At 49.8% G+C, this 25,421-nt stretch carries 22 protein-coding genes and 1 pseudogene; 12 read left to right on the top strand and 11 right to left on the bottom strand.

The window, feature by feature from the left end:
- Positions 1–92: 92 nt before the first annotated feature.
- From BM058_RS14555 to BM058_RS14565, 3 genes are all read left to right on the top strand, one after another.
- Positions 93–2,867 (top strand): S-layer homology domain-containing protein, encoded by a 2,775-nt coding sequence (locus tag BM058_RS14555; RefSeq protein ID WP_090927813.1) that lies wholly within the window; start codon positions 93–95, stop codon positions 2,865–2,867.
- Positions 2,868–3,083: 216 nt separating this feature from the next.
- The gene (locus BM058_RS14560) at positions 3,084–4,016 is read left to right on the top strand and encodes a SurA N-terminal domain-containing protein (RefSeq protein ID WP_090927817.1); all 933 of its coding nucleotides are present in this window, start codon (positions 3,084–3,086) and stop codon (positions 4,014–4,016) included.
- Positions 4,017–4,176: 160 nt separating this feature from the next.
- Positions 4,177–4,470 carry a hypothetical protein gene (locus BM058_RS14565; RefSeq protein ID WP_090927819.1) on the top strand — a complete coding sequence of 98 codons (294 nt, stop codon included), beginning with the start codon at positions 4,177–4,179 and terminating at the stop codon, positions 4,468–4,470.
- 86 nt (positions 4,471–4,556) lie between these two features.
- Here the strand turns inward: BM058_RS14565 and BM058_RS14570 are convergent, their stop codons facing one another.
- Positions 4,557–4,847: a hypothetical protein gene (locus tag BM058_RS14570; RefSeq protein WP_143083039.1), complete on the bottom strand. Its 291-nt coding sequence runs from the start codon at positions 4,845–4,847 to the stop codon at positions 4,557–4,559.
- A 201-nt stretch (positions 4,848–5,048) separates the two neighbouring features.
- Between BM058_RS14570 and BM058_RS14575 the strand changes: the two genes are divergently transcribed.
- From BM058_RS14575 to BM058_RS14595, 5 genes are all read left to right on the top strand, one after another.
- Positions 5,049–5,849 (top strand): sugar phosphate isomerase/epimerase family protein, encoded by an 801-nt coding sequence (locus tag BM058_RS14575; protein ID WP_245737020.1) that lies wholly within the window; start codon positions 5,049–5,051, stop codon positions 5,847–5,849.
- On the top strand, positions 5,846–6,877 hold the full coding sequence (locus tag BM058_RS14580; protein WP_245737015.1) for an ABC transporter substrate-binding protein: 1,032 nt from the start codon (positions 5,846–5,848) through the stop codon (positions 6,875–6,877). The genes BM058_RS14575 and BM058_RS14580 overlap by 4 nt, the downstream gene beginning before the upstream one ends.
- A 13-nt stretch (positions 6,878–6,890) precedes the next feature.
- Positions 6,891–8,633: an ABC transporter permease gene (locus BM058_RS14585; RefSeq protein WP_090927824.1), complete on the top strand. Its 1,743-nt coding sequence runs from the start codon at positions 6,891–6,893 to the stop codon at positions 8,631–8,633.
- Positions 8,630–9,706: an ABC transporter ATP-binding protein gene (locus BM058_RS14590; RefSeq protein ID WP_090927843.1), complete on the top strand. Its 1,077-nt coding sequence runs from the start codon at positions 8,630–8,632 to the stop codon at positions 9,704–9,706. The genes BM058_RS14585 and BM058_RS14590 overlap by 4 nt, the downstream gene beginning before the upstream one ends.
- A gap of 245 nt (positions 9,707–9,951) precedes the next feature.
- On the top strand, positions 9,952–10,143 hold the full coding sequence (locus BM058_RS14595; RefSeq protein WP_090927826.1) for a hypothetical protein: 192 nt from the start codon (positions 9,952–9,954) through the stop codon (positions 10,141–10,143).
- Between the two features lie 23 nt (positions 10,144–10,166).
- Here the strand turns inward: BM058_RS14595 and BM058_RS14600 are convergent, their stop codons facing one another.
- The 10 genes from BM058_RS14600 to BM058_RS14645 form a co-directional block, all read right to left on the bottom strand.
- A complete protein-coding gene (locus BM058_RS14600) occupies positions 10,167–11,465 on the bottom strand; it encodes a CapA family protein (RefSeq protein WP_090927828.1) in 1,299 nt (432 codons plus the stop codon).
- Between the two features lie 13 nt (positions 11,466–11,478).
- Entirely contained in the window at positions 11,479–12,225 is a 747-nt protein-coding gene (nfsA, locus tag BM058_RS14605) for an oxygen-insensitive NADPH nitroreductase (RefSeq protein ID WP_090927829.1), read from the bottom strand.
- A complete protein-coding gene (allB, locus tag BM058_RS14610; protein ID WP_090927831.1) occupies positions 12,212–13,636 on the bottom strand; it encodes an allantoinase AllB in 1,425 nt (474 codons plus the stop codon). The genes nfsA and allB overlap by 14 nt, the downstream gene beginning before the upstream one ends.
- Before the next feature lie 65 nt (positions 13,637–13,701).
- Complete coding sequence (locus BM058_RS14615) at positions 13,702–14,616, bottom strand: dihydroorotate dehydrogenase (protein ID WP_090927833.1); 915 nt, start codon at positions 14,614–14,616, stop codon at positions 13,702–13,704.
- Positions 14,613–15,401, bottom strand: coding sequence for a dihydroorotate dehydrogenase electron transfer subunit (locus BM058_RS14620; RefSeq protein ID WP_245737016.1), 789 nt, complete (start codon positions 15,399–15,401; stop codon positions 14,613–14,615). The genes BM058_RS14615 and BM058_RS14620 overlap by 4 nt, the downstream gene beginning before the upstream one ends.
- Positions 15,398–16,663, bottom strand: a complete 1,266-nt coding sequence (locus BM058_RS14625) for a M20 family metallo-hydrolase (RefSeq protein WP_090927834.1) — start codon at positions 16,661–16,663, stop codon at positions 15,398–15,400. The genes BM058_RS14620 and BM058_RS14625 overlap by 4 nt, the downstream gene beginning before the upstream one ends.
- A gap of 260 nt (positions 16,664–16,923) precedes the next feature.
- Positions 16,924–18,537 carry a PucR family transcriptional regulator gene (locus BM058_RS14630; protein WP_090927835.1) on the bottom strand — a complete coding sequence of 538 codons (1,614 nt, stop codon included), beginning with the start codon at positions 18,535–18,537 and terminating at the stop codon, positions 16,924–16,926.
- A 22-nt stretch (positions 18,538–18,559) separates the two neighbouring features.
- Positions 18,560–19,837, bottom strand: coding sequence for a TRAP transporter large permease (locus tag BM058_RS14635; protein WP_090927836.1), 1,278 nt, complete (start codon positions 19,835–19,837; stop codon positions 18,560–18,562).
- Entirely contained in the window at positions 19,834–20,355 is a 522-nt protein-coding gene (locus tag BM058_RS14640; RefSeq protein WP_090927837.1) for a TRAP transporter small permease, read from the bottom strand. Before BM058_RS14640 ends, BM058_RS14635 begins: the two co-directional genes overlap by 4 nt.
- Before the next feature lie 81 nt (positions 20,356–20,436).
- Positions 20,437–21,504, bottom strand: coding sequence for a TRAP transporter substrate-binding protein (locus tag BM058_RS14645; RefSeq protein ID WP_245737018.1), 1,068 nt, complete (start codon positions 21,502–21,504; stop codon positions 20,437–20,439).
- Between the two features lie 459 nt (positions 21,505–21,963).
- Between BM058_RS14645 and BM058_RS18035 the strand changes: the two genes are divergently transcribed.
- From BM058_RS18035 to BM058_RS14660, 4 genes and pseudogenes are all read left to right on the top strand, one after another.
- Positions 21,964–22,194 carry a hypothetical protein gene (locus BM058_RS18035; RefSeq protein WP_143083040.1) on the top strand — a complete coding sequence of 77 codons (231 nt, stop codon included), beginning with the start codon at positions 21,964–21,966 and terminating at the stop codon, positions 22,192–22,194.
- Complete coding sequence (locus BM058_RS14650; protein ID WP_143083041.1) at positions 22,184–24,154, top strand: methyl-accepting chemotaxis protein; 1,971 nt, start codon at positions 22,184–22,186, stop codon at positions 24,152–24,154. Before BM058_RS18035 ends, BM058_RS14650 begins: the two co-directional genes overlap by 11 nt.
- 265 nt (positions 24,155–24,419) lie before the next feature.
- Complete coding sequence (locus BM058_RS14655) at positions 24,420–24,974, top strand: DJ-1/PfpI family protein (RefSeq protein ID WP_090927840.1); 555 nt, start codon at positions 24,420–24,422, stop codon at positions 24,972–24,974.
- A gap of 209 nt (positions 24,975–25,183) precedes the next feature.
- A pseudogene (locus tag BM058_RS14660) lies at positions 25,184–25,421 on the top strand (IS1380 family transposase); the annotation flags it as partial.

A 25,421-nucleotide genomic window follows, 5' to 3' on the forward strand; every position in this document is an offset into this window, starting at 1 on the left:
CCTATGTTTAATCCTTCGTAGATGAAGGAATAGAACATGCCAGGCAGGGTTCAACATTGAAACTACTTAACTTTTCCTTAGGAGGAGATAGTGTGGCTTATCAACCAAGAACGTATCGTAAGTTTTTAGCAGGGACGGTGTCCGCAGCAATGGTGGCTGCAGCCGGCGCTGTGACTCCGGCGGATGTCCAGCAGGCAGATGCCGCTGAATCATTCCCGGATGTCGATAATGACTACTGGGCTTCGGAATCTATTCAGAAACTTGCTGAGGACGGAGTGATCAGTGGTTATCCAAACGGTGATTACCGTCCGGGAGAAGAAATCAACCGCGGTCAGGTCGCAGCGATGCTTTCCTCCGCTTTTAACCTGGATGTAGATGAAAACGCAGAAGCGCCGTTTGAAGACCTCTCAGACGACAGTTATTTCACTCCTGTTGCGGCAGCAGTGAAAGAAGAAGGACTAATCCAGGGCCGCCAGAATAATACCCAGTTTGCGGCGGGAATGGATCTGTCCCGTGAGCAGATGGCGACCATTCTGGTGAGAGCTTTTAATCTGGATGAGCGGGAAGATGTGGAAGCAGATGTGGCGGATCTTGATGAAGTACACGAAAGCCACCGCGGCAGCGTACGCATTCTGTCTCAATATGATATTACCGATACAGCCAACAACATGTTCCGTCCGGATGAAACAGTAACAAGAGCACAATTTGCTGTCTTTTTGGACCGTGCCATGCAGATTGGGGAAGAAGACGAAGAAGCAGCGGTTTCCAATGTGGAAGCGGTGAATACTACGACGGTTGAAGTAAGTTTTGACGGCAGTGTGGAAGGAAATATCGATGCTGATCGTTTCTCCATTGATCCGAGCCTGGACATTGTGGACGCTGAAACGATTGCACCGGAAGATTCTGAAGCAAGCCAGAATGCAGAAGGCACCGTCGTGCGCCTCACCACAGAGGAACAGACCGAAGACGAAGAATACAGTCTTTCCTATGACGGGGAAGATACCGGCATGACATTTACCGGTGGAGACACCCAAGCTGGTGACATTACAGTAGACGACATTTCGGTGCAGTCCACCTCCAGTTTTGACATCATGCTTGATGAAGCATTGAATGAAGACTGGGACAGCTCCGATGTCGAGGATATGCTAAATATCTCCGTTATGAACGAAGACGATGAAGAGACCGATGTCACGCCGACTAACGTAGAAATCAGTGACGATAGAGAGACCATCATGGTTGAGCATGCGGACAATGATCTTGAAGGCATGGCCGGCACACTGATGGTGAACAATTTTGAAACAGACTTTGATTATTCCGAAATCGATGTAGAGTCTGTGGAAGCCACAACGAGCATGATCCGCCAGTCCGAAGATCAGCAGCTCGAATTCACGGTAAACGGCATCCGTCATTTGTCTGTTGAAGAACTTGAAGATGCCGGTTATGAAGTAGAATTCCTTTATAATTCCAACAATGCTCCGTTTGATACCGACCAGGCGCAGCAGGAAGGTGTTATTGACGGAACAAGCGGCGATCTTTCTGATACATTCCGTTACGCTGTTTCCATCACGGATGAAGACGGCAATGAAGTTGAATCCGACGAAATGGAAGTGAATGTAAGTTCAGAAAGTGATGTTACCGAAGTTACCGAAGTAGCGCTCTTTGATGGTGATGATAATCGTCATGAAAGTGATTACGTGACTCCGGATCATGAAGGTTACATGTTTGAACCGGTCACAGGCACGAACGATTTCGGAGATGAAGTGGACGAAGATGAAGCATCGTTCCCGGCAGTCGAGAGCGTGACGTCAAGTGATGCATCCATTGCATACTACAATGAAGACGGCCTGCAGGTGAACGGAGAGGGAGACGTTACCTTCAGCGTTCATTTTGAGGGAATGGATAATCCGGTGGAATATAACGTGGAAGTCGTGGCCAACCAGGAAATCAGCAGCATGGAAGCCGACGACACGACGAAACGCTATACAACCAATTCCACGGCCGATACGTTCACTGTTCTGGATCAGTATGACCAGCCTTACGGCGACGGTGAAACCATCAGCTATGCCATCACCGATTCGGAAGGCTCGGAAGTGGATTCCGGCAGTGCGGATGTAAACAGTGAAGGAAAACTTGATGTGACGTATCCGGAAAATCTCGAGGGCGAGTATGAAATCGAGTTCACGTATGATAACGAGACAATCGGTACGACTTCCCTTGAATTCGTGCAGCTTGATTCTTCTGAAGTCGATGAGTTCAGTCTCTCTTCTGAACCGGAAACCGTGGATCTTCAGGACGCCCTGGAAAACGGATCCATTAATCAAGGCTCGGAAGAACTCGACTTTACTGTTTCGACCGGAGCGATGTATGACGGTATCAACCTGAGTGACAGTGAAATTGAAAGTGCGCTGGAAAGCTTAAACGATTCCGGCAGCCTTCAGGTTCGCAGCAGTGACGAAGAGGTTGCAACCGTATCGGACAACGATACGATGAACGTTACGGCTGAGGAAGCCCTGGATTTCAACGTAACCGGTGAATCCGAAGGTACAGCCGAGATTTATCTTGAACACGTGGAAGGCGACTTCACAACGACTCTCGCGCAGGTAGAAGTGGAAGTCGAGAACAGCATTTCACAAATTGATAACCTTGAACTGGCTGACGATGTCGATGCTTTGGACGTATCTCAGGATTCGGAAGGAACGTGGCAGATTGATGACATCAGTCAGCTGACTTCCTCCGATGCGGAACTCAGCGCCGACATGATCGCAAGTGTTGTATACTCCCCGAACGATGAAGAGGCTGTCGTTGAGCTGAAAGAAGCCTACGGCGGACAGAACTTTGTTGTGAGCGCAGTAAATACCACCTCATAAAAGGTGTCATCCCTGCAGAGAATAATCTCTGCAGGTTTTTTTTCCTTTGACACATTCCTGATACATTGCGATGATAGATTAGAAACATGATCAACAGGTTGTTCGATTATTTGGGGGGATGAAGCATGCAGGGTTGACGCCGGAATGAGATATAACGGCGTAAGCGCAATGCGTTTGTTTCAGGAAAATCAGTATAAATTCAGTAGAAAAAGGAGAATGACATTGATTAAAAAAGTACTTTTCGGTTTTTCCCTTGCTTTATTTGTTTCCGTCATGGCTGCATGTGGCGGTGGAGATGACTCTTCCGGTGGCAATAATGAAGGAAACTCCGGCGAAGAGCAGTCCGAAGACGGCGGCAGTGGCGAAAACAGTAACAGCAGTTCAGATGGCAGTGGTTCCTCGGATTCAGAAAGCGGAAGTAGTTCGCAGCAGTCTTCCATGCCGGAACCTGAACTTGATAATATTCCGGATACTGTAGCAACGGTAAACGGCACAGAGATTACCGGTGAAGAATTTAAAACAAGATATCAATCACAATTTCAGCAGCAGGCTCTTCAGGCTCAGATGAGCGGCCAGGAAATAAATCAGGATCAGCTTAAACAGCAGACCGCAGACAGCATGGTCGGCCAGGAACTTCTGATTCAGGAAGCAGGAAACCGTGATATTTCAGCTTCCGAGGAAGAAGTCAATAATCAGCTCAGCACTCTGGTAGAACAAAACAGCAGTGTAGATTCCCAAGAGCAGTTCCTTTCCACGATTCAGGAGCAGCAGGGCATGAGCGAAGAAGAGGTACGCAGCCAACTTTCGCAGCAGGTGAAGCTGAATAAGCTTATCTCAGAAGAAGCCGGCGATGTACAGCCGTCAGAGGAAGAAATGAGAAACCTCTACGATCAAGTTAAATCCCGGCAGCAGCAACAGCAGCAGGCAAACAGCGGCGATAGTGAAGAGAGCGGAAACAGCGAAGGAAGCAGTGAAGGAGAGAGCGGCGAAGGCAGCAGTGAGGAAAGCAGCAGTCAGTCAAGCATCCCTTCCTTTGAAGAGATGAAACCAAGACTCAAAGAGCAGCTCGTAAGCCAGAAAGAGTCTCAGGCTGCTCAGTCTCTCGTCCAAAGTCTCCGTGAAGAAGCGGATGTATCAATCAACCTGTAACTCCCCACCACCCCTGGGCCTTTCAGCTCAGGGGTTTTTCATGACATCTTCTGTGTGAACCACGACGAAACATGTCACATAAAATAAAAGCGTGAAACCTAAGCATTCAGGGTAACGTAAAAAGGGAAGCACGTTTTGTACAGAAGGAGGTTTTTATCTAATGATACCGGCTCTTGCGAAATTTATAACCGGTGGATTCGAAGCACTGCTTGCTATCCCGTTTATCGGGGGAAGTATTGTTGTTTTCAGCGGCTACAGTGCACTTGGAACAGCTTTCATCCTCCATCTTATCGCTCTGGCTATCATGTTTGTGTACCGCAGGTCGAAGGCACCAAATATCTTCGGTTTGGTCGCATCACTACTAGCCTGGATTCCCGTTGTCGGTTGGGCCTTGCACGTCATCGCGGCCGTGTGGCTCATCGTAGACGGTGTATCCGATAAGAATCGCGGGTAATTTCAAAGGCTTTGAAGCTGTCATCGATAAAGAACACGACATGCTTCCGATTATCATAAACGATAGTCGGAAGCATGTTTATTGTTTTATGATTTTCCGGAGCCGGCCGGTTTCAGCGGGCCGGTGATTCCATGATCGGTACGTTCAGCTCCATCGTTTCCAACCAGCTGCGTCCACCAGCAGGTTGAAACAGGAGGATAGTGTCCATGAAACAGCTGTTTATGGACACTAAAGTCATGCATTTTTGAAATAGTGGTACCCGGCAGCTGTTCGTAACCACTAATGTTGCGGCACGGCTGCTTAGTGTCCACAAAATCAACCTTGGTGGACACTAAAACCTTCCCCCGGCCAAGTAGTATCCACCAGCCCACCGCCATCCCTGCCCCCAAAAAACGCAATTCATCCAGCACCAGCTCCTCAAAACAGAAAATGTTAACACATCTTCATCTTCCTTTACAAAAAGCTATTCCTTCTTTCATTGAAGGTTAATATTCATGTTGTAGCATGATCATTACAGTTGAGAATACATAACGGCAAAGGAGGCGAGAGGGATCAGGCTTTATTTTTCGTCAACATTGATGTGGGGGGTTCCGTTTCGCGATATTATCACACAGGCAGCAGAGCAGGGATTTGAAGGCGTTGAACTTTGGGCGGAACATGTCTGGGCCCAGGAAGAGTCGGTTCAGGACATCCTGCGTTGGACGAAAGACTCCCGTGTTGCCTGCACGCTCCATGCTCCAAGCTGGGACCTGAATCCGGCATCCATCAATAAAGGGATCCGGGAAGCCTCGTATCAACAGCTGTGCCGTTCGATGGAACTGGCGGAGCAGGTGGAAGCACCAAACATAACGGTTCATCCGGGACATCAGACGATACCATCCACCATGGCCTCATGGCATACAGACATGATAAAGGAACAATTGTACCGTCTGAATGAAAAAGCCCGCAGGCATGGCTGCACCTTGTCTGTCGAACATATGGAGGAAAAACCGAAAGAATTAGTCTGTACGCCCGAAGATATGAATGGACTGACCGAAAGCATGCCTGACGATATAAAAGTGACGTTTGATGCAGCGCATGTGCCGGCGGAACGGGACCCGGTGGATTATTTTGAGAGAATGAACCGTATCAATAAGATTCATCTGAGTGATACGTCGCAAGCAGTGTACCACGTTGGATTGGGGCAGGGGCATCTTCCTCTTTTCCATCTGATATCTCTTCTGGACCATACGGATCTGCCGGTTGTGCTGGAAGGCTTTGAAGAAGGTGCGGAGGCAGGGAAGCTGGCCTGCCATCTTGATTACTTAAAAAAGTTTCAACAGAAAAGTATCCACTCTAATGAGAGTTTTTCTACAACTAAAGGAGGACCACTTACATGAAACGTATGTCAGCACTTCTACTTGGAACGGTAACAATGGGCCTTATGGCCGCCTGCGGAGCAGACGAGGACACGAGCAGCGGAGCAGGAGCGGAAACGTCGGATATTTCAGGGAACTTAAGTTTTTATACGTCACAGCCGGATCAGGATGCGACTGCTCTGATTTCTGCTTTTAACGAAGAATATCCGGATGTCAATGTAGAAGTTTACCGCTCCGGAACCGAAGAAGTAATCAGCAAGGTACAGGCCGAAAAAGAAGCAGGCAATGTTCAGGCGGATGTGATGCTTGTGGCGGATTCGGTTACGTTTGAATCGTTGAAGGAACAGAACATGCTGATGTCTTATGAGTCCCCGGAGGCAGAAGGAATACCGGAAAATTTCGTTGACCCGGACCATCAATACTACGGAACGAAAATTATGTCCACGATTCTGGCTGTCCATACAGACAACGTGGAAGAAACCCCAGGCTCCTGGAAGGTACTCACCGAAGAAGCAGCAGCCGGGGAAAGCATTATGCCTAGTCCATTGTACTCCGGGGCGGCTGCTTACAACGTGGGAGTCATGAGCCGCAAAGATGACTTTGGCTGGGATTTCTTCGAAAATGTCAGCAGCAACGGTGTCACTGTTGTGCAGGGAAACGGCGGGGTCCTGGAGTCCGTAGCCGCGGGTGAGAAATCGTACGGCATGGTCGTAGACTTTATCGTCGCCCGTGCGGCCGCGGAAGGATCACCGGTTGAACTGGTGTACCCGGATGAAGGCGTGCCGGTTATCACCGAACCAATTGGAATAATGAACGAAACGGATAACGAGGAAGCGGCAAAGGCCTTTGTAGACTTTGTTCTTTCCAAAAAGGGGCAGGAGGTTTCAACGGAAATAGGCTATACGCCGATCAGAGAAGGAGTAGAGGCTCCGGAAGGGTTAAAAACAGTGGATGAATTGAATGTTCTCTCCCATGATGTGCAGGAGCTTCTTGAAACCCGCGAACAGGATAAGCAGCAGTTTGCAGATATTGTTGGACAGCAGGAGTAGGGAGTGACGTGTCATGGATCATACAGCGAGAAAGAACCAGGGAGGACCTGCTTCCTGGTTTTCCGCGCTTTCTGCGCGTACTCTTGGCTGGAGATGGATCATTCCGGCTGTTACGTTGATAGTGCTGATTATCTTTTTTGTACTGCCGATTGTACGTCTTGTGTGGCTCAGTTTCACCGAAGACGCTGTCCCGACATGGCAGCATTACAGGGAAGTATTATCAGACGCGGGAACGTGGATGGTTGTGCAGCATACATTCTGGATGGTGCTGGGATCCACCATGATGGCTCTGGTGCTTGGAGTGTTTATGGCGTGGCTCGTTACATACAGTGATATCCGCGCGAAAAAAATGATTCACGTGATGGTGATGCTTCCTTTCATCATTCCGTCGTATATCATCACGCTCTCCTGGACCCAGCTTTTCCGTAACTCCAGCTGGTTTTCCGGATTTCTTCAATGGCTGCCCGGAACGATGGAGGCCCCGGACTTATACACTCTGCCTGGTATGATGTTTATGCTCGGTTTGTCGAACTATCCTTTAGTGTACCTTTTTACCGTGGCGGTTCTGCGGAAAATCCCGCAGGAATTGGTATCAGCAGCGAGGGCTTCCGGATCGGGAAGAGGCACGGTGTTTCGAAAAATCACCCTGCCGCTTGCTCTGCCGGGTATTGCCGGGGGCGGCCTGCTTGCTTTCCTTGCGAACCTGGATAATTTCGGTATACCGGCTTTTCTCGGGATTCCGGGAAATATTACGGTATTAAGCACTGCCATCTACCAGGAGGTTGTTGGTATCGGGCCTTCTGCCTTCGCCCGCGCCGCTGTTCTGTCCGTTCTGCTTGGTATCATTGCACTCCTTGGAACCTTTCTGCAGTGGGTGCTTTTACGAAAATCGCGGCAGCTGGAGACAGCACATGAAGAAACGAGACCGCGTTTTTCCCTGGGGCTTTGGCGGTCCCCGGTAGAAACAGTGGTGTGGGGGTTTCTTATATTTATCAGCTTTGTCCCTCTGTCATCGATGGTATCCTCTTCACTGCTTTCCGCGTACGGGGTGGATTTCAGTGTGGAGACGATTACGTTTTCAAACTACACCTACATCCTGTTTGAAAATGAGAAAACGCAGGGAGCGATTGGAAACAGCCTGCTGCTTGCTTTATGGACAGCGGGAACAGCGTTAATTGCAGGAACCATTCTGGCTTATTACCGGGTGCGCCGACCTTCTGCCCTCACGCGTGGCGCGGAACTGGTGACGGGCCTTCCGTATGCACTGCCGGGCATTGTTCTTGCGCTTGCCATGATATTTGCCTGGATGGAGCCGGTTCCAGGCTGGAATCCAGGAATATACGGAGGTATCGGTATATTGATGATTGCCTATGTTACCCGCTTCATGATTCTGCAGGTGAGGGGCAGCATGACGGCACTCATGCAGGTGGACGTTTCAATGGAAGAAGCCGCGCACGTCTCGGGAGCCAAGGGATTTACCAAATGGAGAAAAATTATGCTTCCCCTTCTGCTTCCCGGCTTGATCAGCGGGACCATGCTCGTGTTTTTAACTTCGTTTACCGAGCTTACTGTCTCATCTTTATTAATGTCGGCAGGAAATGGAACGATCGGCGTTACGATATTTGATTTCGAACAGGCAGGATATACCCACTATTCCACTGCATTTTCCACCGTTGTGGTGGTTCTCATGCTGGGGGTAATTGGTTCGTTACTGCTTGCCCATCAGATTTGGAAGAAGAAAGTGGTGAAGATATGAGCACTCTACTGCAGGATGTGAGAAAAACATTTGGAGACACCGTCGCGCTGTCTTCGATTGATCTGGAAGTGAAAGACGGCGAATTCGTTGCGATTCTTGGGCCCTCCGGCTGCGGCAAAACGACGCTCCTGCGGATTCTTGCCGGATTTGAAACACCCACGGGTGGAAGTATAAAAATGGATGAGGTCGAGACAGCTGACCCGAGGCGCATCGTACCTCCGGAGAAGCGTAACATCGGTATGGTTTTTCAGTCCTTTGCTTTGTGGCCGCATATGAAAGTGAAAGAACAGGTGCAGTTTCCGCTTGAATATCATAAATATGTTCCGCAAACACTCAAAAAACGGAAAAAAGAGCGGGTAAAGGAAGTACTCGAGATGGTCGGGCTCGAGGATTACGCCGACCGGATGCCAAATGAGTTGTCAGGGGGACAGAAGCAGCGCGTGGCTCTTGCCAGAGCAGTTGCCCCGCAGCCTTCCCTGCTGTTAATGGATGAGCCGCTGAGCAGTCTGGATGCGGGCCTGCGTATGGAAATGCGCAGAGAAATTCAGGCCATCCACCGAAAAACCGGGACATCCATTGTTTACGTTACCCATGATCAAGCGGAAGCTCTTGCAATGGCTGACCGCATCATTGTCATGAATCACGGAACAATAGAACAGATGGGAACTCCACACGATGTATACAGTTTCCCGCAGACTGAATTCACCGCCCGTTTTGTCGGAAAAGCGAATATGGTCCCCGGCACCTGGACGAAAGAGGGGTTCCATCCCCTATCAGATTCCTCTATTTCATGGCCCAGCACGTGGATCGCTGCTACGTTTATAAAGAACGGCATATTCCCGGTCCGGCCGGAGCAGTTTCAGTTGAATGAAGGAGGGGAGGGGCTGAAAGGAGAAGTCGTCAACTCCCAGTTTCAGGGGAAGGAAATGCATTATGTTGTCGATGTAGAGGGGCATCAATGGACGGTGCATGCTCCTGCGGATGTTGATGTTTCCATTGGGGAAGAAGTCGGCCTGTCCCTGGCAGGAGTCGAAGCACCCGGCCGGAACAGCGCGGTGTCTGTATCTTCCTGAATTCTCAGGTATGTATTTTAAAACAAAGAACATGTCAGAATTACAGCTGTGTGAACATTCAGGAAACACGTTCATTGTGGGATAATATGATGAAGCCCCTTTCTATAGGTTTGTGTCATGGATCCTGGTGTTTATGTTATACTAAGACCTCTATCCTTCTTTTTCATCTCTCTTTTACCAGGGGATAGAGCGAGGTAACATCAACCATCAGGACTTTTTTTATATTTCAATAAGGAGGAAGCTGGATGAGTGAACAGATGACGAAAGCACAGGCGTTTAAGGAGTTATATGAGTTATTGTTATACTATTCTGAAAACAGAGACAAGCCCGTGGACGAAAATTTCGATTTCTTCGGGAATGTGGAGCGGTACTGCGGTATTATAGGTATAGATTACGATGAATTCGTGGAAGAGTTCGAGCTGAAACAGGAACTGTAACAAAAAGAGCCGGGGAAGCAGGATTATACCTGCACTTCTCCGGCTCCGTTTTTGTTGATGGTTATTTTTGTCCCAAAAGGCGCGGACAGTTCCTGAAGGTGTTCCAGAATGCTCTGGTCCCCGGTAAACCCGGGCCAGCCTTTCCGGTAACGGGGGAGGTGAAACCCAAGTTCGATTGGGTGCAGGGTGAGCTTAGTCAGCCTGCCGTTTTCCATTTCCCAGTACGGCACAACGGAGCGCCATACATCAGGATTCACGCCGAGTCCTTTGCGGCCGTAATCGCTGCGGATGTCGAGCGCGTCGGCAATGCCAGCCTTGTCATCGAGCGAATATTTTTCATAGAAATCCGGTGGAAGGTGCGTAACGCTGTCATTCTGAAAAATAAAGTTACCGAGACTGTAAAATACCGGTTTGCCCTGGTACAGTTCAATGCCCCGGAGAATGTGGGGGCCGTGGCTGATAATGCTGTCGGCCCCTGCATCCACAAGCGCATGCGCCAGATCTTTGTGAAAATCGGCGGGAGCGGCTTTGTCCTCGCCGTCCATCTCATGGGAGTGAATGCTGACAAGAACAATGTCCGCCTGCCGTCTGGCTTCTTTTACTTTCCGGAGCAGGCGGTCTTTGTCCGTCGGATGCGGTGAGCGGTACGTGCCGGAAGGGGAGCCTTCTTCAAACGAGAGGTTTCCGACCTTCAGCCGTTTATCATCTTGCGGCGGCAGAAATCCTTCTTTGACTGCCAGATTCGTATCGGCGTTCACATCCGTCTTCTGTGCCACCCGCCGGAGCGCCTCCATGTCTTCCCGGCTCACGCGGTGCACCGTCTGAACGCGCACCGGGTTCACGCCGGGACGTCCCGCCATATCCCGGCCCTGATCTCCTGCCGCCCAGAAATCAAAAAAGGTGGACGTGCAGGCAATCAGAGCCACTCTTCCATTCGGTGTCTCGAGATAGGAAGGGGCAGAGGCATCGGCGAGGTTCGCCCCTGTACCGGCATAGACGAAGTCTCGTTTTTTTACCTGTTCTTCGGTGGCGTGAAGCCCGCCGTACAGGTAATCGAGCGCATGATTAGTCGCGCCGTTCAGCATGTTAAACCCGTAAAAGGAGAGATCATCAAGCACACCGGGATCCGCCATTGCCCATGTACCGCCGCTGACAGGAGAGGGAATGCCTTCGCGGTTGTGCGTGGTGACTTCAAGATTGGCAAAACGCACATCCGCCTGCATGAAAAATCGCTGCAGTGCTGCGGCCTGCGGTGCCTTCTCCGGCAGTCTTCTTGTAATGAAGCAGTCTCCTGCTGCGGTAAGCGTAATGGGTCCGGTCAAGCTGCATTCTCCTTTATTTTAAAGTAAATCCCTGATCTTTCAGAAAATCGGTCATCTGCGGGCGGCGGGGAGCCGCCAGGTAGGATGCCATCTGTTCCGCCCAGCTTTGGGATTTCGGGTTGGACGGGCGGTTTTCGTAATAATTCCGTGTGGACGTTTCAAACACCGGCAGCGCGCTCCGGATCCGCTGTTCCTCGTACTTATTTTCATGCCGGACTCCGGAGAGCGGGAACCTGGGTTTCTGCCCGGGAAGATGCTCTGGAAAACCGAGGCACATCCCCATGACAGGAAAGGTATACGTCGGGAGATCGAGAAGCCGCGCGACATCGTAAGGGCGGTTGCGGATTCCCCCTATCATGACACCGCCGAGGCCGTATGACTTGGCAGTGATAAAAGCGTTTTGGGCGGCGAGAGCGGCATCGACGGCACCGACGAGCACATTTTCGGATTCTGCCATTTCAAATGCTGTTCCCTGCTCTCTGCTTATGATTTCATGTTTGTGAAAGTCCGCGGTGAAAACAAGAAAGACAGGGGCGGATCCTACATAACGCTGTGGTCCGCACCACTTTTCCAGACTGTTGCGGACGTCCGGGTCCGTGACGGAAATAATCGTATACGCCTGCACATTATGAGACGTCGGCGCCCACTGGGCCGAATGTATAATGTCCTCAAGCATCTCATCGGGAACCGGGTCCGCTTTGAAACGGCGGATGGAACGGTGGTTCTGAATCAATTCGGAGGTTGGATTACGATGTTCCATAAACTGTTTGTCCTGTGCTCGAGGGTTGAATCAGTGTACCGTGTCCCTCCGACACAATATCGCCGTCTTTCATGACCGTGCGGCCGCGGACGATCGTCTGAACCGGCCATCCTTTAATGTCAAAACCGTGATAGGCTGTGACTTTGCTTTTGCTGTGGAGTTTGTTCTGGTCGATGGTACCTTCTTTGTTCATATCCACTATTGTAAAGTCCGCATCCGAACCAGGCTGCATCGTGCCTTTCTGCGGAGCGATACCGAACAGACGGGCAGGATTCTCAGAAAGAAGCTGGGCGGCGCGCTGCAGGGAAAGTCGTCCTTCGCTTACCGCATTCAGCATGAGCGGGGCAAGGGTTTCGATGCCGCACATGCCGGCTGGTATCGACCATAGGCTGCCGTCTTTCTCGTCCTGGGTATGCGGCGCGTGGTCGGAGCATACGTGGGAGATGGTACCGTCGGCGATGCCTTTCCAGATCTCGTCCTGATCGGCTTTATGTTTGACCGGAGGATACACCTTCATTTTCGGTCCGACCCGATCGAAGTCTTCAGCCGACAAAAAGAGGAAGTGCGGGCACGTTTCGACGGTGACCGGCAGTCCTTCCTGCTGGGCCTGGCGGATGAGGCGGACAGACTCGCCGGCGCTGACGTGGAGCACGTGAAAGCGGACGCCGGTGGCTTTTGCCATTTCGATCCCGGTTTGAACAGTCAATACTTCGGCGAGCGCCGGACGGCCTTCGAGCAGGTCTTCATAGGTGGAACCGCCGCGCTCTTCCACCCGGGAGGTGAGCGTTTGGATAAGGTCGTTATTTTCGGCGTGTACCGCAAACACCTGGCCGGTTTTGGCGACGTTTTCCATCATTTTGTATACTTCGCCGTCATGAAAAGGCGGAATGACGTTTTCCATGCCGGGCTTGTAGTTATACATCAGCTGAAAGGTTTCGGCATGAACGGCATAGCCCCAGAAGAATTTAAATCCGATGACCCCTTTGTCGTGCAGATCCGGAATGTGTTCTTCGTTCAGATGGCCGAGGCAGATGCCCCATAGTCCAAAGTCGATGTTCGCCTGGGAACCGAGGTGCTCATGCTGACTGTCAAAGTGCTCGGCATCATTCACAGGCGGCGTTGTGTTCGGCATTTCAAATACAGTCGTGAGCCCGCCCGCCGCAGCGGCTCTGGTGGAATGCGTGAAATCCTCCTTATAGGTGGGACCCGGATCGCGGGAATGGATATGGGTATCCATAAACCCGGAGAATATGTGTTTTCCGGCGGCATCAATGTCTTCGTCAATTTCCCCCGGAAGTTCTTCCGTAGTGATTGCTGCAATCTTATCATCCTGCACATAAATATCGGCTTGGTACGTTTCTTTACCTGTTACAATAGTGCCGTTTTTAATACGCTGCTGCCATGCCAACATGTATCATCCTTTCTGTATGAGAATAGGGGAAGAAACAGCTTCCACCCAGGCGGAAGCTTTCGTTTCTAGACCTCGACTGTTGCGGTGAGATCATTAATATCCATGATATCATGGCGCTCCATATAATCACGAATTTCCTCGATAACATCGGTGAGAGCGGTCGGGGTGATGAAACTTGCTGTTCCGACCTGCACAGCGGAAGCGCCGGCGATAATCATCTCGATTGCATCGTTTCCGTTCATTACGCCGCCGCATCCGATAATCGGGAGGTTGGTCACCTGGGAAGTCTGATAAATCATCCGCACCATAATCGGTTTCACAGCAGGACCGGACAGCCCCCCCATGACATTACCGACCATCGGCTTTCTCGATTCGGTGTCGATCGCCATGGCAAGAATCGTATTGGCAACAGTCAGCGCATCAGCACCGCCTTCGTCTGCGGCTTTTGCAATCTCCTGGATGCTTGTCACGTTCGGGGTAAGCTTGGCAATCAGCGGCACATCGGTTACTTTCCGGACACGCTGCATCAGCTCATATGTCACGTCCGCATCCATACCGAAAGCATGGCCGTCGCCTTTGAGGTTCGGGCAGGAAATATTCAGCTCGAGGGCATCGATGTCCGGATGGTTGCCCAGCACATCTGACATCTCGACAAATTCATCGATCGATTCCGCGGAAATACTTGAGATCAGCGGCACATCATAAGCGGAAAACTCCGGGATCGTTTTCGCCAGATAGGCGTCCAGCCCTTTGGATTGAATGCCGATCGAATTAATCATGCCGGCGTACGTTTCGCATACTCTTGGTGTATTATTGCCTGGCTGCGGATGTTTGGTGATGCTTTTTGGGATGATGGCGCCGATTTTATTGAAATCAAGCGCTTCATGCATTTCCGGACCGAACGCGCCGGAAGCGGGCATCACAGGATTGGGCAGGGTAAGGGACCCGATGGATATTCCCATTTTACGTTGTGCAATCATGAAATCACCACCTTTTCAAGCGGAAATACCGGTCCTTCCAGGCAGACACGCACCGAGCGGTATTTTCCTTCTTCCTCCAGGTCACAGACGCAGGCAAAACAGGCCCCCATAGCGCAGCCCATCTGTTCTTCCAAGGCGATTTCGCCGGGAAGGCCGTATTCGGCGGCGAGGCGCTGGTTCAGCCGGGAAAGCCGGCGTGATCCGCACGTATACAGCGCATCTACGTCTTTTCGTTCAATGATATCACGCATCCGGGTTTCCACTGATTCCACATCGCTCGTTCCTTCTTCTTCGGTAACATGATGAACTTCGGCTCCGAAGTCCTGCAGGGTTTCGGCAGCGAGCAGATCATTTTTGGAACGGGCGCTTAAGATGGCCGTACAGCGTACACCTTTTTGTCCGGCCTCCTGGGCGAGGGCGGCCAATGTCGCGATACCCACACCGCGTGCAGTGAGCAGGATCTCCTTATACTCTGGCTGCAGCTTAAACCCGTACCCAAGCGGGCCGAGAACATCGGCGGTATCCCCGGGCTGCTTTTTTGTTAAATCCTTCGTTCCTTCGCCTTTGACAAGATACAGAAATTCCATCGTATCGTCTTCCCGGTTAATCCGGTAAATGCTGAAGGGCCTGCGGAGAAACGGGAATGCTCCTTCGGAACAACGAATATGAAAAAACTGGCCGGGTTCGATGTCGTCTGTCATCCCGGACGTATCAATCGTCATATGCCAGTATCGCTTGGAGACCTGCACATTGGTAAGAATGGGCAGGAGGTGTTGTTTCATCATGATCTCACCTCCACTTGTTTTTTAGGACGGCCTTCATCTGCTTCGGTGCGCACCGCTTGTTCGAGAACGTCCACAGCTTCCACCATATGAGTCAACGCGGTAAATTCATCCGGATGGTGGCTGAGTCCATTAACAGACGGGACAAAAAGCAGACCGGAAGGCCACTTTTGCGCCATGTTCATCACATCATGACCGGCACCGCTCGGCATAAAAACAGGGGTCAGATTCAGGTTTGAACATACCTCTTTCAAACAGTCCTGAACCTGAGACGAAAGCGGAACCGGTGTTTCTTCAGCAAGTGTCTGCATCTGGGTGGAAAGCCCGCGCGTCTTTTCGATATGACCGGCGGCTTGTACAAAGCGCTCGTAAACCCGTTCGCGTGAAGCGGTATCGGTGCTTCGAATATCAACGTCGAAGCGGCACTGCCCCGGAATGACGTTCATGGCACCGGGAGAAGCCTCAATGCTCCCTACCGTGGCGACTGTGTGATTATCTTTTTCGTTCCTGGCCGCGGATTCAAGCTCGAGAATCAATTCAGAAGCACCGGTCAAAGCGTCTTTTCTCATATCCATACTGGTTGTACCGGAGTGGGATGCCTTCCCCTCAACAAGGACACGCAGTCTGAGCGGGGCAGCGATACCTGTCACAATACCGACCGAACGCTGCTTGTTTTCAAGTACCGGTCCCTGTTCAATATGCAGCTCCATAAAGGTTTTGATGTCCGTCTGCGGCCGCTTTGCCTTCGTGAGCTGTTCGAATGAAAAGCCTGCCTGCTCTACAGCTTCAGGAAACGTGATTCCATCTTTATCTTTCAGGGACGCAAGCTTCGCAGGATCCGCCTTTCCGCTCATCAGCTTACTGCCGATTGTAGCGGTGCCGAACCGGGAAGACTCTTCGGCCCGGAATACAATGACTTCAACAGGATGTGTAGTCTGGATGTTTTTCTCATTCAAACGGTGGATGACTTCCAGGCCGGCGAGGACACCGAGTGTACCATCATATTGTCCGCCGGCGTAGACCGTATCCAGATGAGAGCCGATAGCAACCGCAGGAACATCCGCAGTTCCTTCCCGGCGGGCGATCAAATTGCCTGCCGCGTCTTCGCGCACACTCATTTCTTCCTTTTCACAGAGCCCGCGGAAGATATCCAGCGCGTCCTGTTCTTCTTTTGTATACGCGAGACGATACAGACCGGCAGCGGATGTTTTTCCAATCTGATTTACCTCATCGAGCCACTCATCGATACGTTCCAAACTCATCATGCCCACCTCTTCATATAAGAATCGATATCATGTTTATCGTGAAATATTCCATTTGTTGATATATCCAGATGCAGCGCCCGGTCCAGAACCCGCCGCGGGTCTCTAGGACGCAGGGTAGTCCGGCGTCCGCACAGGACATAGCGTTCTCAACCGAATTTCCGCTGTTCAGGGCGCTTGCTCTTTTCTTGTCTATATCTACATTTTAATATTCTGACGGTTTGGAAAACCTCGGTTTTGCGGACATATTATAGACTTCTTTTTTATCGCTGGCGATAACCATGATGAATATAGTGCCCGATCTTTAAACCGAGCTGGATCATTAATTTTCCTTCAGAATCCTGAAGGCTCCAGCCGGTTAATGTTTTTACTTTCTGAAGTCTGTATTTCAGGGTGTTCACATGGATATACAGGCTTTCTGCTGCTGCTGACACGGATTCGTTGTGATAGAAATATTCTTCCACACTGCGGATGAGTTCGAGATTGTGCTTGTCATCATATTCGGCGAGCAGGCCGGCCGTTTCGGTGTAAAATCTGGTCAGCTCCTCCTCTTCACTTACCTGTGCGAGGAGACGATATACGCCGAGTTCATCGTAATGCACCGGGCGGCTGTCCTGAAGATGAAGAGTGCGGCTGATTGATAAAGCCGTTTCGGCCTGTTCAAACGATTCCTGGAGTTCGCTGAAACTGTTGCTGCTGACTCTTCCGGTCCCGGCAAATGGTGTTTTGGCAAACATTTTCTCGAATTCACGGATGAAACGGTTCATGTCAAGCAGCGCTCTTTCTTCTCCTTTTCCTTTCGTCGGATAGAGAATATAAAGCACGTGATGCATCATCCCAACGACCGCGTGTGGTTCGATGTGATGAATAATCATTTCAAGCTTTGTCATATGATCGGTAAGAAAGGTTCCTGTCGTGTCTGCCTGTTCAAAATAAACGGCACAGCACATATAGCACCGTTCCGGAAGAATATTGTATCCTCGTGCTTTTTCTTCCAGATCTTTCGTATGGGATGTGCTGCCTCTGAACAATGCCCGGAAAAAATCACTTTTGTACTGCAATTCGACCTCATAGCGGACCTTCCGGCGCATGAATTCGAGAGCAAGAACAGAAGAAGCGCGTTCGAGAATGGCAAGGTCCGCTTCGATGTGCTCCTGCGCGTCATCCCAGCTGGAGATGGCTCCGTACAGGGTTCCGTCCACAATAATGGGGGCGGTAATACAACTGACCGATCCTGCTTCTTTGTGCCTTCGTTTCAGCCGGATCGGGCGCTGTACGTGCTCGAGCTCCTCGATCTGCTGATGCTTAAAATCCTGAAAAGGGCTGTTTAAAAGCGGTGTGTCGACGAAAGAGACAAGACTTTCGATAGCAATATTATGTTTTGTCAAATGCGTCAAAATATCAATCAGAGATTGAATTCCCGGTTCATTCAGGGAAACTTCGTTTAACAGCCGGTAAGCTTCCTCCAGATCTTCCTGAAGCACAACTTTCCGGTCGAAAATCGTATTCATGACCGGAGACAGTATATCCAGATAGCTGACCGGCTCCGGGATTTCAATGACGGGAAATCCGTATTTTTCAGCTTCTTCAAGAATCGGCAGCGGAATATCTTCCACGAAGCGGTTCGGTTTAATCGCAAGGGCTGATGTTCCCTTTTCGTGAAGCTGTTTGATCAGCTTTTTCTGGGCCTCGGGATTGTCTTTAATAGGGTACAGGCTGGTTAACATCAGCTCATTGCCTTTGAGCCAGCGGACAATATCAGGGACTTCCATAATGGTGACATACCGGATCTCGGCATCCAGCCCCTGGTATCCCGCTATCACCCGGCATTCCCGGAGTCCTCCTATTTTCATGGCATCCTGAAGAGATATGGTCATTTTATTCCCACCAATTCATGTCTTAGTCAAATAAATGGAGCAGAAACAGTGCTGATTCCGGAACATAGGTAATGATCAAAAGTGCCGCAATCTGGACGGCCAGAAATCGTTTCAGACCGGGGATCATTTCCACCATGTTTAATTTAGAGATCGTCTGGGTGACGAAAATATTGATACCAAACGGCGGTGTGTACATGCCGATGGCCAGGTTGCAGATCATTAGAATTCCAAGGTGGACCGGATCCACCCCGAGGCCGGAAGCCGCCGGGAAGATCAGAGGTGCCACGATGATGATAGCGGCAATGCCTTCCATGAACATCCCCATGACAAGCAGGGCAATGTTGATGAGCAGAAGAAACAGAAGCACCGAACCGACGTGTTCTGTGACGTAACCGGCAATCTGCTGCGGGATCCCTGATCTCGTCAGAAGCCAGCCGAGAATCTGAGCGGAAGCGACAAGGACAAGCACCTGGGCGGAGGTTACGGCAGACTCTACACAGACGTCATAGAATTTTTTCCACGTCATTTCCCGGTACACAAACACACTGATGATCAGCGCATAAACCGCAGATATTCCGGCAGCTTCCGTCGGTGTGAAAATACCGGCGTATATGCCGCCGAGGATGATAACTGGAATCAACAATGCCCAGAATGCTTTAACCGTTGCCTGCATCAGCTCCCGGAAGGTGGCTCGTTTGTCCCGGGGAAGGTTTTGTTTTTTTGAATAAACATAAATGTAGATGATCGTCACGATGCCAAAAATCAGTCCCGCGCCGATTCCTGCGGTAAATAATTCACCGACCGATACCGACGTTACGACGGAAGCGAGGACAATCAAGGTGATACTTGGTGGTATAATAAGGGAAATCGACCCGGCGGATGCCAGCAGTCCGGCGGCAAAGGCAGGATCATATTTCCGGCGTACGAGCTCGGGATACATGATTTTACCGATGGCTACGACGGTAGCCGGACTTGATCCGGACAACGCTCCGAAAAACATGCTGGACACCTGGGTCGTCATGGCAACACCGCCGGCAAGGTGTCCGACAAGCGCCCGGGCCCAGCGGAGCAGTCGGTCGGACAGGCCGCCGCCTTCCATGATATTGGCAGCAAGAATGAAAAACGGCAGAGCCATTAAGGCAAACTGGTCGAGCCCTGCAAACATGCGCTGCACGAGTATCATCGGCTCTGTGTTACTAAGGAGAAGCACACTGATAAACGAAGCCAGACCGAGTGACACAAAAATCGGGGCACTGATGAATAACAGGGCGATGATAAGAATAATCAGTAATGTAATCATACGGAATCTCCTTCCGTCACGTTGTTCAAGGATGTCTCTTCTTTCTTCCTAAGCAGTTGAATCGAAAGGGTCACGAGATGAAAAATGGAGAGCAGACATCCAATCGGGATGATCAGATACACCCAGTAGATGGCGATTTCAAGAGAAGGGGTGATCTGACCGGTATTCATGGAAAACAAAACGAGTTCCATTCCGAAATACCCTAGAAAAATCAGAAACAAAATGGATAGAACATGAACGATAAACTGCAGTGCTTTCGTGGCGCGCTTGGATAAGTAATGAAGGATAAAATCAATGCCGACGTGAACTCCTTTACGGAAACAGATCGCCATTCCGATGAAGGTAATCCAGATCATGGCATACCGAATCAGTTCGTTAGCCCAGCTGGCATTGGTGTCAAAACCAAACCGCATTACTACGTTGAAGAATAAAACCGCTGTTGCAATAATAATCAGAAGCGCGATGACTGCCTCCTCTGCTTTATAAAAAAAGCGCAGGCCTTTTTGTAACGCGTTCATGCCGAGCCTCCTTTCAAAACATTCTTATAGGGAACAGAAAACCAGCAGCCTATCAGCGTACTGGTTCTCTGCGTCTTTTATTTATTCACTCCGTACTTCGTCGATTTTCTCTTTCAGTTTGCTGAGAATTTCCTGCTGGGACTCGTCCTGGACGATTTCATCGTGAATCGGCTGGGAGGCTTCACGGAAATTCGCTATTTCCTCCTCGGTCAGCTCATAATATTGTGCCTCCGAGTCTTTAATGTTCTGGCGGTATTCGTCTTCGGTGGCGGCAAGATCTTCACGGGCCGCTTCCACGCCTGCTGCCTCTGCTTCTTTAACGGCTTCCTGTGTCTGTTCATTCAAGCCGTTGAACCAGCTTTGGTTAGCCATCAAGAGATAGGTCATGGTGCCGTGGTAACTTTCGACGACGTAGTCCTGGACTTTATGAAAGTCGTTCAGGTAGATGGTCTGAAGCGGATTTTCCTGGCCGTCTACGACTCCCTGCTGCAGGGCGTTATAGACTTCTGCGTAGGCGACCGGTTCTGCACTGCCGCCCCATTCTTCATATTGTGTGATGAGGGCGGGAGATTCCATCGTTCTCATTGTAAGCCCTTCGAAATCGGAAGGTTCGTGAATTTCTGTGCCGCTCGTGGTAAAGAGTTTGAATCCACCGGGCCAGTAACCAAGGCCTTCGAAGCCGCCTTCATTCAATGTACCGAGTAATTCTTCCCCAACTTCGGAATCAAGGACTTCGTATTTCTGTTCATTGCTTGCCGGCCAGAGGTAAGGCAGGTCAATGAGTTTAACCGAATCGACAAACGGAGTGACGACAGCAGATGGCTGCATGGTGATGTCAATTTCGCCAAGCTGCGTCCCTTCCACTTGTTCACGGAGACTGCCCATCTGGGAAGCCGGATAGAGATCTACCGTCACATTTCCGTCCGTCGCTTCTTCGATGTGGTCTTTAAACGCAACGGCTCCGGTATGTTCCGGGCTGTCTTCAGGCTGGTTGTGACTGAATGTGATGGTCATGTTGTTATATCCTCCGCTGCCTGAATCCCCGGATGTGCCGCCTTCGCTTTCTTCCTGTCCGCCTCCGCCGCATGCAGTTAATGTAAGCATCAAGGCAAAAGCTGTTGTTCCCGCAAGTTTTGCTGGAATTTTCATTGTAATCCCCCTTAATGAAATAGTTGAAAATAGTAGTGATGTAACGTCGTTAGACTAATCTTACAATTTAGACATTTTTATTTCTTTGTTGATAACGACAATTTTAGACAAACTTTTTTGTGAAAAACGACATAGTTAGACAATGTAATAAAGAATGTATTAGGTAGTATCCTCATAATCAAATGGGAATATAACTGACAAATCGGTGTTTCGAACATGTGGAAAACTTTTCTTACAACGATGGCGGAAAGACGGGGGTTCCGCCATCGTTGTTATATTATTTAACGAAGAATAATGGCGGGCGAAGTGTTTGACTTTTAATAGAAGACGAATACTGCGTCGGTAATATCTATATTTTTACAGTTACATTTGACAGTTATCCTGATTTGCAAAGAGGACCTGAGTGATTTCTGTCTCCACAAACTGCGTATCATCCCCGCAGCTGACGGGATTCATTTCATGAGCATTCATCATCCACTTGCTCCCTTCAAGATAAATATAGGTTATTTTTCGACAAAAAAACAAAAAAATTTATTTATTTCGTGTAAATCTTTAATCTTAGAACTTTATGCCGATAAAACGGATAGAAAATTTATTCAGTTTTCCATAAGGGGGAGCCAAAGTGAGGAAAAAAGAAAAACAGGAACAGCGGTCAAGCTGGTTGACGATAAGGGGATCAATGAAAAATAAACTGATGCTTTATCTGCTTCTGGTGGGATTGATACCGACGATTGCCATCGGTTTTTTTATCTACGACACGAGCACAGACGAAATTGTTGCAAAGGAAAGAGAAAATCTGGAGTCGCTGGCGGATACGACATCCGAGAGCATGGAGCAGTGGATTGATAAACGAATGTCAGAGCTGCAGCTGATGGCGCAGACCGAAGAGGTTATGTCGGCGGAAGAAGACCGGCAGATGCGGATGGTCCGGATTCTAAAAGACAGCGATGATTCCTATGAGAATGTGGTCTTTACGGATGCAGAAGGGATTGTACGTGCCGATACGACTGAAGACAATATTGGTCAGCTTGATCTTAGTGAACGAGCGTATTATCAACAGGCTATGGAAGAAGAAAATGCGATTTCGGATGTGCTGGAATCCAAGGCGACTGGCAACCGGATTATCGTGCTCGCTACACCAGTCTATGACGAGTCGGACAACGTGATTGGCGTACTGAGCGCAGTGGCAAATTTTCAGGCATTAATTAATCAGTTTTTATCAGAAGACAATTTGAAGAAAGAGGGCCTTGCGCCGATTGTTGTGGACGGCAATGGCACAATCCAGCTTCATCAGAACGAAGAGCTGATGGGGCAGTCACTCGACGAAGCAGATATTAGTGAGGAATACCGGCAGCGTCTGGAAGAAGGAAAAACGAATATCGGCTCGGAAGTGCTGCAGAGCCAGGATAAGGTGCTCGCCCATGCTCCGGTCGACATGACGCAGTACGGTTTGTATTTTGCCGTTCCAATGAGCACAGTGCTTCATGTTACTGATTCGCTGCAGCTGCAGGCGGGGCTGATGATTGCAGCGGCGGCTGTGATCATCATTGTACTGGCCTGGTTCATTGCCCGCTCCATCAGCCGGCCGATCCACAAAGTAAGCGAACAGGTACAGCTTGTTGCCGGTGGTGATTTGACCGGCGAAGACATACAAGTGAAATCCAGAGATGAAGTAGGCCGTCTCGCCGAGAATGTGAACACCATGAAAGAGCAGCTAAGAGGGCTGCTGTATCAGGTGAGAGAGAGTGCGGAAATGGTAAGTTCTTCCTCTGAACAGCTGCAGGCGGGATCGGAAGAAGCGAGTCGTGCTTCGGAGGAGATATCCAATTCCATTCAGGAAGTGGCGTCCGGATCCGAATCGCAGACCGAACGGATTAATGAAAGTGTGCAGACAATGGACGAAGTGTCCCAAGGTGTTCAGGATGTGGCTGAAAATGCGGCATCTGTTTCCGAAAATGCATCGTCTGCTCTGCAAAAGAGCAAAGACGGGGGAGAAAATGTGGGAGAGACACTGAATAAGATGCGCTCCATCGATGAATCGGTTCAGTCTTCCAATGAAGTGAATACGTCCTTGAACCAGCGTTCCAAAGAGATTGAAAATATTCTGCAGGTCATTACCAATATCGCGGAACAAACCAATCTCCTGGCGCTCAATGCAGCGATTGAAGCGGCACGTGCAGGAGAGAGCGGCAAAGGATTCGCCGTGGTAGCCGAAGAGGTCAGAAAGCTCGCCGAAGAGTCCCAGTCCTCTTCCCAGCAGATCGCCCATATTATTCAGGATATCCAGCACGACATCGAGAACTCCACGAAGTCCATTGAACAGGTGAGCAGTGAAGTGAAAGAAGGATTAACCCTGGCGGACGGCTCCCAGAAGAGCTTTGAAGAAATTCAAAGTTATATCGGAGCGGTGGCCGAACAGATTGAACAGATGGCGGCCACTTCCGAAGAAATTGCGGCCAGTTCCCAGCAGGTATCGGATTCCTTCCAGGACATCGCCCAGATTTCAAGAGATAATGCGGGGCGCACCCAGAATGTGGCGGCGGCATCGGAAGAACAGTCGGCTTCCAGTGAAGAAATCGATTCTTCCGCCAAGTCCCTGAGCTCGCTGGCCGAAGATCTTCAGAATTCTGTGAACCAGTTTAAGTTTTAGAGAACAGGATTTCCGGCTCAAACAGTTACTTTTTCGAATGCCCGGGCGAAAAGTAACCCTTAGAATCGATGTAACCGTCACATTCAGCTGTAAGGGATGACAAACTGACGGTTAGAATCATTCTAACCGTCACCATTTGTCCCGGTAGTTCAAAAAGTGCACCTTACAGACCTCAGGTACATTTATAAATATAATGTAAAGATAGCTTGTGACTCCCAATGATGGTTTCCTTTCATGATATAATGATGGAAAAAGGAGGGATCCTATGGCTTCATCGAAAAAAATTCTTATTGTGACCGGAGACGCAGTGGAGGCGCTGGAAGTGTATTATCCGTATTTCCGCTGTCTGGAAGAAGGCTTTGACACAGACATTGCAGCGCCCGATCAGAAGAAATTGAACACGGTGATTCACGATTTTGAAGACTGGGAGACGTATACCGAAAAACGCGGGTACGGCATCGACGCAAACAAGACATTTGCTGATGTTCAGGCGGCTGATTACGATGGGCTGATTATTCCAGGTGGACGGGCGCCGGAGCATATCCGCATGCATCAGGATCTGCTTGATATCGTTGTCCATTTTTTTGATGAGAACAAGCCGATCGCCATCATGTGCCACGGCAGCCTTGTCCTCACCCCGATTGCCGAAAAAGTGAAAGGCCGGAAACTGACCGCGTATTCTGCGTGCAAGCCGGAAGTGGAAAGCATCGGAGCGGAGTACATGAATGAAATGGATTACGTCGACGGCAACCTCGTCTCCGGACATGCCTGGCCCGATCTCCCCGCCATCATGCGCGAATTTGTGAAGCAGTTGAAATAAGAAATAAGAAATAAGAAAAGGAAAAGCTGTCCCATGCTCTCGGGACAGCTTTTTTTATGAGGAACATTCAGATGATTGATGAAAACATCTTATACACAAACAACCTGAATCCGTAATGATATCTTTCGACATACCCTTCAAAACCTTGATAAAATAGGGGATAAGATCCTATTCATCTTATTGGATGAATGCACCCGGAAGGTGAAAAAATGAAACGTCGATTTGATATCCAATTAACGGATAATTATATTATATCTGCCAGTGGACTTCTCTTGATAGGGGAACTTCTTCAATCCTTGAACTTACATAAACGTCTCCATTCCTTATCCATGCCCGGCTTAACATCGTCGGCCGCCATTTCCCACGGCGATGTCGTGTACAGCTATCTCGGTCTTCTCTCTCAGGGAAAAAATGATTTTGACTGGATAGAAGAATCCCGTGGTGATG

This window comes from Salibacterium qingdaonense (genome assembly GCF_900114715.1).
GTDB classification, from domain to species: domain Bacteria; phylum Bacillota; class Bacilli; order Bacillales; family Marinococcaceae; genus Salibacterium; species Salibacterium qingdaonense.

Coding starts and splice junctions, on each gene's coding strand:
- BM058_RS14655 (WP_090927840.1), top strand. CDS start 24,420: ATGGCTTCATCGAAAAAAATTCTTATTGTGACCGGAGACGCAGTGGAG.
- BM058_RS14640 (WP_090927837.1), bottom strand. CDS start 20,355: ATGAACGCGTTACAAAAAGGCCTGCGCTTTTTTTATAAAGCAGAGGAG.
- allB (WP_090927831.1), bottom strand. CDS start 13,636: ATGTTGGCATGGCAGCAGCGTATTAAAAACGGCACTATTGTAACAGGT.
- BM058_RS14635 (WP_090927836.1), bottom strand. CDS start 19,837: ATGATTACATTACTGATTATTCTTATCATCGCCCTGTTATTCATCAGT.
- BM058_RS14645 (WP_245737018.1), bottom strand. CDS start 21,504: ATGAAAATTCCAGCAAAACTTGCGGGAACAACAGCTTTTGCCTTGATG.
- BM058_RS14615 (WP_090927833.1), bottom strand. CDS start 14,616: ATGATTGCACAACGTAAAATGGGAATATCCATCGGGTCCCTTACCCTG.
- BM058_RS14565 (WP_090927819.1), top strand. CDS start 4,177: ATGATACCGGCTCTTGCGAAATTTATAACCGGTGGATTCGAAGCACTG.
- BM058_RS14575 (WP_245737020.1), top strand. CDS start 5,049: ATGTGGGGGGTTCCGTTTCGCGATATTATCACACAGGCAGCAGAGCAG.
- BM058_RS14560 (WP_090927817.1), top strand. CDS start 3,084: ATGACATTGATTAAAAAAGTACTTTTCGGTTTTTCCCTTGCTTTATTT.
- BM058_RS14570 (WP_143083039.1), bottom strand. CDS start 4,847: ATGGCGGTGGGCTGGTGGATACTACTTGGCCGGGGGAAGGTTTTAGTG.
- nfsA (WP_090927829.1), bottom strand. CDS start 12,225: ATGGAACATCGTAATCCAACCTCCGAATTGATTCAGAACCACCGTTCC.
- BM058_RS14595 (WP_090927826.1), top strand. CDS start 9,952: ATGAGTGAACAGATGACGAAAGCACAGGCGTTTAAGGAGTTATATGAG.
- BM058_RS14650 (WP_143083041.1), top strand. CDS start 22,184: ATGAAAAATAAACTGATGCTTTATCTGCTTCTGGTGGGATTGATACCG.
- BM058_RS18035 (WP_143083040.1), top strand. CDS start 21,964: ATGAGCATTCATCATCCACTTGCTCCCTTCAAGATAAATATAGGTTAT.
- BM058_RS14620 (WP_245737016.1), bottom strand. CDS start 15,401: ATGATGAAACAACACCTCCTGCCCATTCTTACCAATGTGCAGGTCTCC.
- BM058_RS14590 (WP_090927843.1), top strand. CDS start 8,630: ATGAGCACTCTACTGCAGGATGTGAGAAAAACATTTGGAGACACCGTC.
- BM058_RS14630 (WP_090927835.1), bottom strand. CDS start 18,537: ATGACCATATCTCTTCAGGATGCCATGAAAATAGGAGGACTCCGGGAA.
- BM058_RS14585 (WP_090927824.1), top strand. CDS start 6,891: ATGGATCATACAGCGAGAAAGAACCAGGGAGGACCTGCTTCCTGGTTT.
- BM058_RS14625 (WP_090927834.1), bottom strand. CDS start 16,663: ATGATGAGTTTGGAACGTATCGATGAGTGGCTCGATGAGGTAAATCAG.
- BM058_RS14580 (WP_245737015.1), top strand. CDS start 5,846: ATGAAACGTATGTCAGCACTTCTACTTGGAACGGTAACAATGGGCCTT.